At 64.4% G+C, this 13,279-nt stretch carries 11 protein-coding genes; 10 read left to right on the top strand and 1 reads right to left on the bottom strand.

Annotated elements, in window-relative coordinates; genetic code table 11:
- Nucleotides 1-954: a GNAT family N-acetyltransferase gene (locus tag SK095_RS08375; protein WP_320548545.1), complete on the top strand. Its 954-nt coding sequence runs from the start codon at nucleotides 1-3 to the stop codon at nucleotides 952-954.
- Between the two features lie 40 nt (nucleotides 955-994).
- Here SK095_RS08375 and SK095_RS08380 read toward each other — a convergent pair whose 3' ends face one another.
- On the bottom strand, nucleotides 995-3,055 hold the full coding sequence (locus SK095_RS08380) for a nucleoside-diphosphate sugar epimerase/dehydratase (RefSeq protein ID WP_320548546.1): 2,061 nt from the start codon (nucleotides 3,053-3,055) through the stop codon (nucleotides 995-997).
- 277 nt (nucleotides 3,056-3,332) lie between these two features.
- Here SK095_RS08380 and rfaH point away from each other — a divergent pair, with 277 nt between their 5' ends.
- The 9 genes from rfaH to SK095_RS08425 all read left to right on the top strand — a co-directional run bounded on the left by rfaH (nucleotide 3,333) and on the right by SK095_RS08425 (nucleotide 13,269).
- A complete protein-coding gene (gene rfaH / locus SK095_RS08385) occupies nucleotides 3,333-3,860 on the top strand; it encodes a transcription/translation regulatory transformer protein RfaH (RefSeq protein ID WP_320548547.1) in 528 nt (175 codons plus the stop codon).
- 261 nt (nucleotides 3,861-4,121) lie between these two features.
- Nucleotides 4,122-5,564, top strand: a complete 1,443-nt coding sequence (locus SK095_RS08390; protein ID WP_320548548.1) for an MBL fold metallo-hydrolase — start codon at nucleotides 4,122-4,124, stop codon at nucleotides 5,562-5,564.
- 135 nt (nucleotides 5,565-5,699) lie between these two features.
- Nucleotides 5,700-6,254, top strand: coding sequence for a hypothetical protein (locus SK095_RS08395; protein ID WP_320548549.1), 555 nt, complete (start codon nucleotides 5,700-5,702; stop codon nucleotides 6,252-6,254).
- A gap of 96 nt (nucleotides 6,255-6,350) precedes the next feature.
- Nucleotides 6,351-7,526, top strand: a complete 1,176-nt coding sequence (locus tag SK095_RS08400; protein WP_320548550.1) for an outer membrane beta-barrel protein — start codon at nucleotides 6,351-6,353, stop codon at nucleotides 7,524-7,526.
- A 73-nt stretch (nucleotides 7,527-7,599) separates the two neighbouring features.
- The gene (locus SK095_RS08405; RefSeq protein WP_136488020.1) at nucleotides 7,600-8,139 is read left to right on the top strand and encodes a polysaccharide biosynthesis/export family protein; all 540 of its coding nucleotides are present in this window, start codon (nucleotides 7,600-7,602) and stop codon (nucleotides 8,137-8,139) included.
- Between the two features lie 2 nt (nucleotides 8,140-8,141).
- Nucleotides 8,142-10,385 carry a polysaccharide biosynthesis tyrosine autokinase gene (locus SK095_RS08410; protein WP_320548551.1) on the top strand — a complete coding sequence of 748 codons (2,244 nt, stop codon included), beginning with the start codon at nucleotides 8,142-8,144 and terminating at the stop codon, nucleotides 10,383-10,385.
- A 182-nt stretch (nucleotides 10,386-10,567) separates the two neighbouring features.
- Nucleotides 10,568-11,293 carry a tyrosine-protein phosphatase gene (locus tag SK095_RS08415; RefSeq protein WP_320548552.1) on the top strand — a complete coding sequence of 242 codons (726 nt, stop codon included), beginning with the start codon at nucleotides 10,568-10,570 and terminating at the stop codon, nucleotides 11,291-11,293.
- An 8-nt stretch (nucleotides 11,294-11,301) separates the two neighbouring features.
- Nucleotides 11,302-12,054, top strand: coding sequence for a hypothetical protein (locus SK095_RS08420; protein ID WP_320548553.1), 753 nt, complete (start codon nucleotides 11,302-11,304; stop codon nucleotides 12,052-12,054).
- Between the two features lie 48 nt (nucleotides 12,055-12,102).
- Complete coding sequence (locus tag SK095_RS08425) at nucleotides 12,103-13,269, top strand: nucleotide sugar dehydrogenase (protein WP_320548554.1); 1,167 nt, start codon at nucleotides 12,103-12,105, stop codon at nucleotides 13,267-13,269.
- Nucleotides 13,270-13,279: the final 10 nt, after the last annotated feature.

Here is a 13,279-nt window from a genome sequence, read left to right on the forward strand (position 1 = left end):
GTGAACGACAAAGATGCCTATCGACGCCTGTGCGCAACCGAACGCTCGATTCCCCTGTTCAGCCAGCCCTGGTGGCTCGACGCCACCGCGGGGGAGGACAACTGGGATGTCGCCCTCGTGGAAAGGCACGGCAGGATAGTGGCGACCCTGCCCTACTACACGGAAAGGCGCCTGGGTCTGACCCTGCTCACCCAGCCCGCCCTCACCCAGACGCTGGGCCCCTGGCTGCGGCCAGACGACGGCGGGCCGGCCGCGACCTGCACCCGGCGCGACGGCCTGGTGCAGGCCCTGATCGAGCGCCTGCCGGACTGCCATCACTACGCCCAGAACTGGCACTACAGCCAGAGCGGCGGACTGCCGGCGGGCAAGGGCTTCCGGCAGACCACCCGCTACACCTACATCCTGCCCGACCTGAGCGACCCGCAGGCGCTGTGGAACGACCTGCAGGACAACATCCGCCGCGAGATCCGCAAGGCCCAGCAGCGCTTCGGGATCCACATCCGCGACGATCTCGGCCTCGCCGAATTCCTGGCCCTCAACCGCCTGACCTTCGATCGCCAGGGCCTGCCACCGCCCCACAGCGAATCGCTGATGGAGCGACTCGACCGCACCTGCAGCGCCCGCCAGGCACGCCGGATCTTCATCGCCGAAGACGAGCAGGGACGCCACCATGCGGGGGTCTATCTGATCTGGGACGAGAACAGCGCCTACTACCTGATGGGCGGCGGCGATCCCCAGCTGCGCAACAGCGGCGCCACCAGCCTGTGCATGTGGGAAGCGATCCGCTTCGCGGCGACCGTCACCCGGCGCTTCGATTTCGAGGGCTCGATGCTCGAACCCGTGGAGCGCTTCTTCCGCGCCTTCGGTGCCATCCAGCAACCCTTCCTGCGCGTCTGCCGGACCCCCTCCCGACTGCTCAGAACGGCGCTGTTCCTGCGCCACCTCAACGACTGAGCCCGCCGCCGCCGCTCCGGCCCGGCGGCAGCCCGCGGCGCTAGCGCCCGCGCCCTCCCGACCCCACCGCCTCGCTCACCTCGTCGCCCAGCTCCCGGGCCGCGGACGGGGCCGCTTCCTCCTGGCCGTGCAGCCAGTCGACATCGGCATCCGGCGTGTAGCCGCTGACGATCCGGCACAGCAGCTCCCGCACCCGCGGGTAGTCGTCGACGCGGATCGCCTGGACCATATCGACCATCAGCGCCTTGAGCTCCTCCCACGGCATGTGCACCTCGTTGGCGCGCATGATCATCGGGTGCTCGGTCGGCAGCACGTTGTCGCCGATCAGCAGCTCCTCGTAGAGCTTCTCCCCCGGACGCAGGCCGGTGAACTCGATGTCGATGTCGCCATCGGGATTCGCCTCCGAGCGCACCGTCAGCCCGGAGAGATGCACCATCTTCTCCGCCATCTGGGCGATCTTCACCGGCTCGCCCATGTCCAGCACGAACACGTCGCCACTGTCGCCCATGGAGCCGGCCTGGATCACCAGCTGCGCGGCCTCGGGGATGGTCATGAAGTAGCGGGTCATTTCCGGATGGGTCACGGTGATCGGCCCGCCGCGGCGGATCTGCTCGCGGAACAGCGGGATCACCGAGCCGGAAGAGCCCAGCACGTTGCCGAAGCGCACCATCACGAAGCGGGTGCGGTTGGGCTGCGCCGGCAGGTCGGGCTCGCCGTACAGCACCACCTGCGGCTCGCAGGCCAGCGCCTGCAGCACCAGCTCGGCCATGCGCTTGGTGCTGCCCATCACGTTGGTCGGGCGCACCGCCTTGTCGGTGGAGATCAGCACGAAGTTGCGCACGCCGGCGCGCAGGGCCGACTGGGCGGCGTAGAGGGTGCCCAGGGTGTTGTTGAGCACGCCCTCGGCCACGTTGTGCTCGACCATCGGCACATGCTTGTAGGCCGCCGCGTGGTACACGGTGTCGACCTTCCAGATCTGCATCACCTCGAGCATGCGCACCGGATAGCGCACCGAGCCGAGGGTCGACAACAGGCGCACCGGCAGGCTCTCCCGGGCGATGCGCTGCTCCAGCTCGTTCTGGATGGTGTAGAGATTGAACTCCGAGTGATCGAAGAGGATCAGCACGGTGGGCCCGCCGTCGAGGATCTGCCGGCACAGCTCGGCGCCGATGGAGCCGCCCGCCCCGGTCACCATCACCACCTGGCCGCGGATGCAGCGCTCCAGCAGTTCGGGCCGTGGCGCCACCGGATCGCGCCCCAGCAGGTCGGCGATGTCCACCGCCTTGAGATCCTCGACCTTGACCCGCCCGCCGGCCAGGTCGGCGATGCTCGGCATGGTGCGCACCGGCAGCGAGCAGGACTCGAGCATGTCGAGGATCTGCCGTCGCCGCGCCCGGCTGGCCGAGGGAATCGCCAGCAGAATCTCCTCGGCGCCGGTTTCCTTGAGCATGCGCTCGAGCAGGTTGGGCGGATACACCGGCAGCCCGGCGATCACCCGGTGGGCCAGCTGCAGGTCGTCGTCGATGAACGCCACCGGACGCCGGCTGCGCCCCGCGATCAAGGCATGGACCAACTGGTTGCCGGCCATGCCGGCCCCGTAGATCGCCACCCGGGGCAGCCCGGACTGACGCAGCAGGGACGGCGCGCGCAGGTTGAACCAGTCGCCGGTGAAGTACTGGCGCATGGCGATGCGCAGCCCGCCCAGCAGCAGCAGGCTCAGCAGCCAGTAGTGGAAGACCAGCGAGCGCGGCACCGCGGCGGCAGCCTCGCCGGCCAGGAGGACGACCAGCGCCAGCAGCAGGGCCGACAGGCTCACTGCCTTGGCGATGGCGAACAGCGCGGCATTGCCGAGGCGACGCATCACCGCCCGATACATCCCCAGGCGAATGAACACCGGCACGGCCAGCGCGGGGGTGACGAGGAACAGCCAGGCATGGTGGCCGAAGGGCTCGACGAGACCGGCATCGCCCAGCCCCCCGTGGAGCGCCAGCCACAACGCCAGCCAGATCAGCGGCACATCGGTCGCGAGCTGCAGCAGGCGCTTGTGGCCTGAAGGGAGGCGCAACAGCCGATAACGGAGAGAAGCCCGGTTCGCGCTCATGAACACCACCATTGCCCATATAAAAGGTTAAGCCTTTCTGCAAAGGTAGTTCACCGGGCGGCACTTCGCCGTCGGGTGGTCACTTCAGCATTACCGGGACTGCGGAGCCCCGATCAGGCTCGCCAACAAGCCGTCATCCGACATGCTGCATGCCAAGTGGATGCCATGTGGATGTCAAAAGCGCCGACACATGGCAGAATCCGGGTATACGTAAAAAACTTGCAGGGTGGGCGTCGCCGAAGGCGCCGACCGATCGCAAGACAAGGACGAAAACCGCATGAGCAGCAGCCTCACGCCCGAGCAGCAAGCATCCAGCCCGCAGCCCGCCTGGTACCTCATCCAGTGCAAGCCGCGCCAGGACGAGCGCGCCGAAGAAAATCTGCAGCGCCAGGGCTACACCTGCTACCGCCCCCGCCACACCCGCGAACGCCTGCTGCGCGGACAGCGCCAGATGCTCGAAGAGTCGCTGTTTCCCGGCTACCTGTTCATCCAGCTCAGCCAGCTCGACAACTGGGCACCGCTGCGCTCCACCCGCGGCGTCAGCCGCGTGGTCGGCTTCGGCAACCAGCCCCTGCCCGTCAGCCAGGAACTGATCGACTGCCTGCAGCAGCGCTGCTGCGCCGTCCCCACCGAACAGCTGCTCGAAGCCGGCGACAGGGTGCGCCTCAACGACGGCGCCTTCGCCGAGCTGGAAGCCATCTTCCTGTCCATGGACGGTAACGAACGCGTGGTACTGCTGATGAACATACTGCACCGGGAACAGAAAGTCCGCGTGCCGCTATCAAGCATTCGCAAGGCCGAATAACCGGAATAGGGAAAAAAGCTTACAGACAGGAGCCTGTGACAGACCACACAATAAATGGCTGATAAACGGACCCAGGGAACAGGGCTACCCCAGTAGCACCCCCCATAATCTCGACTCGACTGCCGAACCGGACACGCAAGCTGCGTGTAGCCGGCTGGCATGCATATGCACAAAGCCACGTTCTCAGGATATGACGGAAAATCCTGGGGCGGTAGCGTGCCCGAAGTGCGGCAACCACGGCCCCGTTAACGGACTGACATCATGGCCTACCCGCAAATCCTGCATCACGGCGCCGCCCACGGCGTCACCGGCTCCTGCCACCAATTGCTGCTGGATAACCAGCATAGCCTGCTGATCGACTGCGGACTGTTCCAGGGAGCGGAAACCTCCGCCGACGGCCTGGGCAACGCCGAGCAGCTGCAGATCGGCTTCGACACCCGGAACATCCGGGCGCTCGTCGCCACCCACGTGCACGTCGACCACATCGGCCGCCTGCCGCAACTGCTCGCCGCGGGCTTCAAGGGACCGATCCTGTGCAGCGAGCCCTCGGCCCGCCTGCTGCCGCTGGTGCTGGAAGACGCCTTCCGCCTCGGCGTCAGCCGCGACGCGAAACTGCTCGAGCGCTATCTCAGCCTGATCGGGATGCGCACCATTGCGCTGCCGTACAAGACCTGGTTCAGCATAGTCGACGATCCGCAACTGCACGCGCGCATCCGCCTGCAACGTGCCGGCCACATCCTCGGCTCGGCCTATGTGGAGTGCGACCTGCACTATCGCGGCAGCGGCGAAAAACGGCGCATCGTCTTCTCCGGCGACCTGGGTGCCACCCATACGCCCCTGCTGCCGGCGCCGAAGTCGCCGTGGAAGGCCGACACCCTGGTGCTGGAAAGCACCTACGGCGACCGCCGCCACGCCTCGCGCGCCAACCGCCGCCGGCAACTGCAGGCGGTCATCGAGAAGGCCCTGGCCGACAACGGCAGCGTGCTGATCCCGGCGTTCAGCATCGGCCGCACCCAGGAACTGCTGTACGAACTGGAAGACATCATCCAGCGGATGAAGCTCCCCGCCGCGGAGAAGAGCGGCGCCCCGCAGGACAACCCCTGGCCCGGCCTGCCGATCGTGCTCGACTCGCCGCTGGCCAGCCGCTTCACCGAGGTCTACCAGCAGCTGCAACCCTACTGGGACAAGGAAGCGCTGCGCCGCGTCGGCAAGGGCCGCAACCCGCTGGGATTCGCCAACCTGATCACCGTCGACAGCCACAGCGACCACCTGAGCATGGTGCGCCACCTGGCACAGAGCGGCCGCCCGGCCATCGTCATCGCCGCCAGCGGCATGTGCGCCGGCGGCCGGATCGTCGACTACCTCAAGGCAATGCTCGGCGACAGACGGCACAATGTGGTGTTCGTCGGCTATCAGGCCAAGGGCACGCCCGGCCAGGCCATCCAGCAATACGGCCCGCGCGGCGGCTACGTCGACCTCGACGGCGAGCGCATCGACATCCGCGCCGGCGTCGAAACCCTGGGCGGCTACTCCGCCCATGCCGACCAGCAGGGACTGGTCAGCTTCGTCACCCGCATGCGCCACTGGCCGAGCGAAATCCGCCTGGTGCATGGCGAAGACATCGCAAAACGGCAATTGGCCCGTGCCTTGCAAGAGCAATACAGGCAAAATGCGCGCACAGTGACGATCGAGACCGGTCTGTAGAAAGCCGCTGAACTGCCGATAGATACAATCTGCAGCTCATGCGCACATTCTGCAGGCCTGCGCTGCACCTCTGATATCTCCTTGCCACACCGATATCGGCAAGTTCACCAGCTGTAAACAACGAGGACGTTGAACATGCGTAAAACCCTTACCGCCTTCTCCATCGCCCTGGCACTGGCCTCTGGCCAGGCCATGGCGGATCAAGCAACCGCTGACAAGATGGTCGCCGCAGGCGTCGTGACCGCAGAGCAGGCCCAGGCCATCGCAGCTGCCACCACCGACGAGGCTCTTGCCGAAGCCGTCGCTGCCCTGGTTGCCGCCGCAACTCCGGAAGCCGCAGAGGCAATCATCGCGGCAGCAGTCCAAGCAGCACCGCAGGCGGCAGCAGCCATCGCCCGCGCCGCCGTAGCCGCTGCACCGAGCGCCGAGGTAGCCAAGGCAGTCGCCAAGGCAGCTGTTGACAACGCTCCGGCGGCCAGCCAGGGCGACGTCGCCTCCGCCGCCAACCAAGCGGGCACCAAGTTCGGCCTGAGCGTGAGCATCGGCGAGAACGGCAAGGCGGTCGCGACTACAGGCGTTGATGGCGGTAGCAACGACAACGGCGGCGCCGGCGGCGGCATCACTTCGACCACCACTGGCAGCATCCCGAGCGGCTCCGGCGGCAGCGGCGGCACTGCCAGCGGTAGCTGATCCGCACACAGACTGAATCCCCCCCCGATGGCGACATGCTCCCGTCGCCATCTTGGTAATCATCCCCTGCCCCTTGCAGGAAAGGAACTTTTTTCAATGAGCAAGAAACTGCACATCAGCCTGCTGGCGCTGGCCGTCTCCGCCGCCAGCAGCAGCGTGCTGGCCCTGGAGGCCGCGAGCATCAAGCTGGCCGACGGCCTCGAGTTCACCCCGACCCTGCAGGTCAGCGAGCGCTACGACGACAACTTCCGCGAAGTGGAACGCAACGAGGAGTCGTCCTGGATCACCACCATCGCCCCGACCTTCAGCCTCGGCGCCGAAGGCCGCAAGAGCGCCTACAAGCTGAGCTACACCGCAGTCAGCGACACCTTTCACTCGAGCCACAAGGACAACAACACCGACCATCACCTGACCGCCGGAGCCGGTTTCGAGTTCGATGCGCGCAACCGCCTGAAGCTGAACGCCGGCTACCACGACATCGAGGAGACCGCTTCGGTCGACCAGAATGTCGAGAACGACATGTACAACACCAAGAGCGTCGGTGGCGTGTACACCTTCGGCGCCCAGAGCGCCCGCGCGCAGATCGACTTCGGTACCAACTACGAGGAACTGCGCTACACCAACAGCAACGGCCTCAATGCCGACAAGGAGCGCGACACCACCGCGCTGCGCAGCACCTTCTACTACCGCATCGCGCCGAAAACCAAGGCCCTGCTGGAGGGTCGCTACACCGACTACGACTACACCGATACTCGCGGCCGCGGCAAGAACAGTGACAACACCGGCCTGCTTGCCGGTCTGACCTGGGAAGCCACCGCCAAGACCACCGGTACCGCCAAGTTCGGTCGCGAGAAGAAGGACTTCGACGATTCGCGCGTCGGCGAGAAGTCCACCGGCATGTGGGAAGTCGGCGCCACCTGGGAGCCGCGTACCTACTCGCGCTTCAACCTGAACACCCGCCGCGGCTTCGACGAGGGCGAGGACAACGCATCCACCATCAAGACCCAGACCACTACCCTGAGCTGGGAACATGACTGGGCCGAGCGTCTGACCTCCAACGTCAGCTACACCCGCAGCGACCGCAAGTACCAGGACATCACCCGCGAAGACAAGCTCGACAGCTTCGGCATCGGCCTGACCTACGAAATGCGTCGCTGGCTGGACGTCGGCATCGGCTACAAGTACTCGGAGAACGACTCCGATGCTACGCCGAGAAATAACGAAAGCTACAAGCGCAACATCTACGCCCTGACGCTCAACGCCAGCCTGTAATCCCTTGCAGCCGGCCAGGAGGGGGCGAACGCCCCCTCCCATCTGCACCGCACCAACAGAGAACCCGAGCCACATGGTCATCCGTTACTTCCTCCGCCTGATCCTCGGCCTGATCCTGCTGAACAGCAGCATGGCCATGGCTGAAGGCAACTCTACCTACAAGCTGGCCTCCGGCGACGTCATCCGCATCAGTGTCTTCGGCGAACCCGACCTCAGCTTCGAGGAAGTACGCCTCAACGATGCCGGCATCTTCTCCTACCCCTTCATCGGCGAAGTGCGCGCCAAGGGCAAGACCGCCACGGAAATCGAAAAGGTGCTCACGGAAAGCCTCAAGGGCGACTACCTGGTCGACCCGCGCGTCTCGGTCAGCGTGCTGGAGTATCGCGAGTTCTTCATCAGCGGCGAAGTCAAGACCCCCGGCGGCTACAAGTTCCAGCCCGGCCTCACCCTGCGCCGCGCCGTGGCCCTGGCAGGCGGCCTGACCGAACGCGCCTCGACCGGTCGCATCACCATCATTCGCGACCAGGATTCCAGCCGTACTCCGCAACCGGCCACCCTCGACACCATCGTCATGCCCGGCGACACCATCACCATTGACCAGGGTTTCTTCTAAGAATGGAAAGCAACACCCAGATTAACGAGCGCAACCTGATCGCCCAGCGCGTCGACGAGGATGATGACGAGATCGACCTGCTGCAGCTGTGGCAGACAATCTGGCGGCGCAAGTGGAGCATCATCACCCTGGTGCTGGTGGTCACAATGGTGGCCGTGCTCGCCGTGCTGAACATCACGCCCATCTACCGCGCCGGCGCCACCCTGCTGATCGAGCAGAAGCAGGCAAACGTGGTGTCCATCGAACAGGTCTACGGCCTGGACGGTACCAGCAGCGAATACCTGCAGACCCAGTTCGAGCTGCTCAAGTCGCGCGCCCTCGCCGAGCGCGTGGTCAAGCAGCTGAACCTGACCACCCACCCAGAATTCGACCCGCGCCAGCAGCCCGAGCCGCTGATAGACATCGGCGGCCTGCTGGCCAACTTCAAGCTCAGCCAGGTCGTGCCCGCCACCCTGCCGGAAGACCTGGAGGAAGGCGTCGACCCGACTGAGGCGATGATCTTCGACAGCGTCACCAAGGCCTTCATGGAACGCATCAGCGTCGCCCCGCAAGGCAAGAGCCAGTTGGTGCGCGTAGAGGTCGAGATGGCCGATGCGCGCATGGCCGCCAAGGCCGCCAATGCCCTGGCCAACGGCTTCATCGAAGGCCAGCTGGAAGCGACCATGGAAATGTCCATGACCGCCACCCACTGGATGAACAGCCGCCTTTCCGAGCTGCGCATCAAGCTCAAGGATGCCGAGGACAAGCTGCAGGCCTTCCGCGAGAAGGAAAACCTGGTGGACATCGACGGCGTAGCGACCATCAGCGCTGCCGAGCTGTCGGCCACCAGCGATCGCATGGTCGACGCCCGCCGCCAGCGCGCCGAGGCGGAGAGCATGTACCGGCAGATCCAGTCCAGCCGCGGCGGCGGCTGGGAAAAGCTCGCCAGCATCCCGGCAGTACTGGGCGACCCGCTGATCCAGCAGTTCAAGGCCAACCAGGCCAAGGCCCAGGCCAAGGTGGACGAACTGTCCAAGCGCTATGGCGCCCGCCACCCGACCATGGAGGCCGCGCGCACCGAGCTGGCCGCCGCATCCGCCAGCCTGCGTGGCCAGGTCGAACAGGTGGTCGCAGGCATCGAGCGCAACTACCAGTTGGCCGTGGCCAACGAAGGCTCGCTGCGCGCTTCGGTGGACGCCAACAAGGCACAGATCCAGAACATCTCGCGCAAGGAATTCAAGCTGCGCGAACTGCAGCGCGAGGTTGAAGCCAACCGCGCCCTGTACGACACCTTCCTCAGCCGCCTGAAGGAAACCAGCGCCACCTCCGACCTGGAAAGCGCCAACGCCCGCGTGGTCGACCAGGCCGTAGTTCCGACCATCCCGGTCAAGCCGAAGAAGCCGCTGATCGTCGCCATCGCCGGCCTGCTCGCCCTGTTCGTTGGTATCGGCCTGACCCTGCTGCTGGAGGCGCTGAACAATACCTTCAAAAGCACCGAGCAGGTGGAGAACAAGCTGAACCTGCCGGTGCTGGGCATCCTGCCGCTGGTCAAGAACAAGCAGCGCGCGGAAGTCGCCCACCTGTTCAGCGACAACAAGGATCGCAGCTTCAGCGAATCGATCCGTACCATCCGCACCGGCGTGGTGCTCTCCGGCATGGACGATCCGCACAAGGTACTGGTGATCACCTCCTCCGTTCCCGGCGAAGGCAAGAGCACCGTGGCCGCCAACCTGGCCATGGCCCTCGGCCAGATGGAAAAGGTGCTGCTGATCGACGCCGACATGCGCCGCCCGACCCTGGCGAAAAACTTCGACTTCGCGGTCGGCACCCCCGGCCTGGCCAACCTGATCGCCGGTACTGCCAAGCTGGAGGAGTGCATCAAGCACGTCGACGGCATCGACATGCTCAGCGCCGGCGCCGTGCCGCCGAACCCGCTGGAGCTGCTGTCGTCGTCGCGCTTCGAGAAGGTCCTCGAATTCCTGCGCAGCAAGTACGACCGCGTGGTGATCGACTCGCCGCCGACCCAGGCAGTCAGCGACGCCACCGTGCTCGCCACCCATGCCAACGCCCTGCTCTACGTGATCAAGTCCGAAGCCACGCCCGTTCCACTGGCACAAAAAGGCGTCGGCCAGTTGCTGCAGAACAACGCCCCGGTCACTGGCGTCATCCTCAACCAGGTCGACATCCAGAAGGCCAAGAAACAGGGCTACAGCTACGGCGGCTACTACGACTACTACGGCTACAGCAACGACGCCCAGAAGGCATAAATCGCCGAGCCCGCCGTAGGGGCGAATTCATTCGCCACGAACCGATCGCTCCCACGCTCCGGCGTGGGAGCGCATCACCAGCCGCTCCGCGGCCCTGCTGCAATCCCGATCATTCCCACGCTCCCGCGTGGGAACGCATCACCAGCCGCTCTGCGGCCATACCGTGATACCAGAACACACCGATGATCGACCTGCACAACCACCTGCTCCCCGGCATCGACGACGGCGCACCCGACCTGGAAACCGCCCTGCGACTGGCGCGCATCGCGGTACAGGACGGCATCACCCACATCGTCTGCACTCCGCACATCCACCCCGGCCGCTACGACAACGACCGCCAGAGCATCCACCAGGCCCACCACACCCTCACCACCGGCCTGGCCGAGGCAGGCATCGCGCTGCAGATCAGCTGGGCCGCCGAGGTACGCTTCGGCATGGAACTGATGGCCAGCCTCGCCGAAGGCGCCCTCCCCTTCCTCGGCCGCTGGCAGGACAGGAAGGTGCTGCTGCTGGAGTTCCCGCACAGCGAAGTCCCCTTCGGCGCGGAGCGACTCACCGCCTGGCTGCTGCAGCGCAATGTCGTGCCGATGATCGCCCACCCCGAACGCAACAAGGGCATCATGCGCGCGCCGAACAAGCTCAAGCCCTTCATCGAGCAGGGCTGCCTGCTGCAGGTCACTGCCGGAGCCGTAGCCGGCCACTTCGGCGGTACCGCCCAGGACATCGCCCATACCCTGCTGCAGCAGGGCCTGGTGACCATCCTCGCCAGCGACGCCCACAACGAGCAGCACCGCCCGCCCCGACTCTCCGAAGGAATGGAGCACGCCGCACGTATCGTCGGCGACAGCCAGGCCGAGCGCCTGGTCAAGGACACGCCCTGGCTGATCGCCCAAAGCCACTTCGCCTGACCCCCCTCATGACCTCGACCACTACCCACGCCAGCAGCCGGCGCCGCAACCGCTCGCGTGGCGCCTCACAAGCAGCGAGCAGGACCACGCAACGCCTCGGCCTGTTGCTGGCAGTCGCGATCTGCCTGCCGCTGCTCTACACCGGCGCCAGCCTCCTGTTCGCTGGCATCGCCAGCCACCAGGCCAGCGCCTTCCTGAGCGACTGGGAAAGGAAAGGGGAAGAGCCCGGCGAACGCGCCTGGCAGATCGCCCACGACGCCGCCCAGCGCGCCATCGACTTCTACCCCGTTGCCAACGGCGCCTACCAGCACCGACTAGGCCTGATTGATCAGTGGCAGCAATTCCGCCAGCCGTTCGGCGAGCCGAAGGCGGAGGCTTCGCGCCACGCAGCACTGGCAGCCTTCCGCAGCGCCACCGAAGCACGGCCCACCTGGCCGGAGCACTGGAGTTCCCTAGCCTACGCCAAGCTCTACCTGCTGGAATTCGACGCCGAGTTTCACACTGCACTACGCCGCGCGCATGAGCTAGGCCCTTCGCACGCGGACATCAATCGCCGTCTGGCGGAGATCGGCTTCATTACTTGGCCGCAACTGGATGCTGCAGAGCGCGAACGCGTCCTCGAGTCCTCACGCCGGATCGTCGCCTACAGCACGCAAGAGGCGCGAAATCTGCTGACGATTGCCGAACAAACCAGCATGACCGAGGAGCTGTGCGCAAGCCTGAGCAATGAAACTAAAACTGCAAGAAAAATTTGTCTGTAAGACCCAGAAAGAGTTCATCAGGCTAAAGCCAAGGAACCTGATCAAGAAATGAACATCACCATTGCCGGCACCGGCTACGTCGGTCTTTCCAACGCCGTTCTACTCGCGCAACACAATCGAGTAATCGCCATAGATATCGTCCAAGCGAAGGTGGACCTGATTAACGACCGTATGTCCCCCATCGAGGACAGCGAAATCGAACACTACCTTGCCGAGATGCCTCTCGACCTCAAGGCCACTCTTGACAAGGAAGAAGCTTATCGCGACTCTGATTTCGTGATTATTGCCACCCCCACCGACTACGATCCCCAGACCAACTTTTTCAACACCCGTAGCGTCGAAGCGGTGATTGAGGACGTACTGGCGATCAATCCCAATGCGGTGATGGTAATCAAATCCACGGTGCCGGTCGGCTACACGAAAAACGTGCGAGAGAAGTACGACACCGAAAACATCCTCTTCTCCCCTGAGTTCCTCCGCGAAGGCAAGGCCTTACATGATAACCTCTACCCCTCGCGGATCATCGTCGGCGAACTCTCCGAGCGGGCTGAAATCTTTGCCGGCCTATTGCAACAGGGTGCCCTAAAGCAAGGCATCCCCACCCTTTTCACCGACAGCACCGAAGCCGAAGCCATCAAGTTGTTCGCTAACACCTATCTGGCAATGCGCGTTGCCTACTTCAATGAACTGGACACCTACGCCGAAACCCACGGGTTGGACAGCAGCCAGATCATCCTAGGAGTCTGCCTCGACCCGCGCATCGGCATGCACTATAACAACCCAAGCTTCGGGTACGGCGGCTATTGCCTGCCCAAGGACACCAAGCAACTTCTGGCCAACTATGCCGACGTTCCCAGCACTCTGATTCGAGCCATTGTCGACGCCAATACTACACGCAAGGATTTTATCTCCGAGTCCATTCTCAAGCGTAACCCAAAAGTGGTGGGCATCTACCGTCTAGTCATGAAATCCGGCTCTGATAACTTCCGTGCCTCGGCTATCCAAGGTGTAATGAAACGTATCAAGGCCAAAGGCGTCGAGGTGGTGATTTATGAGCCAGCATTGAAAGAAGATACTTTCTTCAACTCACGAGTCATTCGCAACCTGGAAGAATTCAAGCAAGGCTGTGATGTAATAATTGCCAACCGAAACGCGGAAACACTGAAAGACGTCGAAGAAAAAGTGTATACCCGTGACCTTTTCGGTAGTGATTGATAAGGAATAA

Origin of the sequence: Pseudomonas sp. AN-1 (genome assembly GCF_034057115.1) — a bacterium.
Taxonomy (GTDB): Bacteria; Pseudomonadota; Gammaproteobacteria; order Pseudomonadales; family Pseudomonadaceae; genus Geopseudomonas.

What these genes read in the sequence shown, in the direction of transcription:
- SK095_RS08410 (WP_320548551.1), top strand. Translation starts at nt 8,142, where the DNA reads ATGGAAAGCAACACCCAGATTAACGAGCGCAACCTGATCGCCCAGCGC.
- SK095_RS08415 (WP_320548552.1), top strand. Translation starts at nt 10,568, where the DNA reads ATGATCGACCTGCACAACCACCTGCTCCCCGGCATCGACGACGGCGCA.
- SK095_RS08380 (WP_320548546.1), bottom strand. Translation starts at nt 3,055, where the DNA reads ATGAGCGCGAACCGGGCTTCTCTCCGTTATCGGCTGTTGCGCCTCCCT.
- SK095_RS08425 (WP_320548554.1), top strand. Translation starts at nt 12,103, where the DNA reads ATGAACATCACCATTGCCGGCACCGGCTACGTCGGTCTTTCCAACGCC.
- SK095_RS08420 (WP_320548553.1), top strand. Translation starts at nt 11,302, where the DNA reads ATGACCTCGACCACTACCCACGCCAGCAGCCGGCGCCGCAACCGCTCG.
- rfaH (WP_320548547.1), top strand. Translation starts at nt 3,333, where the DNA reads ATGAGCAGCAGCCTCACGCCCGAGCAGCAAGCATCCAGCCCGCAGCCC.
- SK095_RS08395 (WP_320548549.1), top strand. Translation starts at nt 5,700, where the DNA reads ATGCGTAAAACCCTTACCGCCTTCTCCATCGCCCTGGCACTGGCCTCT.
- SK095_RS08405 (WP_136488020.1), top strand. Translation starts at nt 7,600, where the DNA reads ATGGTCATCCGTTACTTCCTCCGCCTGATCCTCGGCCTGATCCTGCTG.
- SK095_RS08390 (WP_320548548.1), top strand. Translation starts at nt 4,122, where the DNA reads ATGGCCTACCCGCAAATCCTGCATCACGGCGCCGCCCACGGCGTCACC.
- SK095_RS08400 (WP_320548550.1), top strand. Translation starts at nt 6,351, where the DNA reads ATGAGCAAGAAACTGCACATCAGCCTGCTGGCGCTGGCCGTCTCCGCC.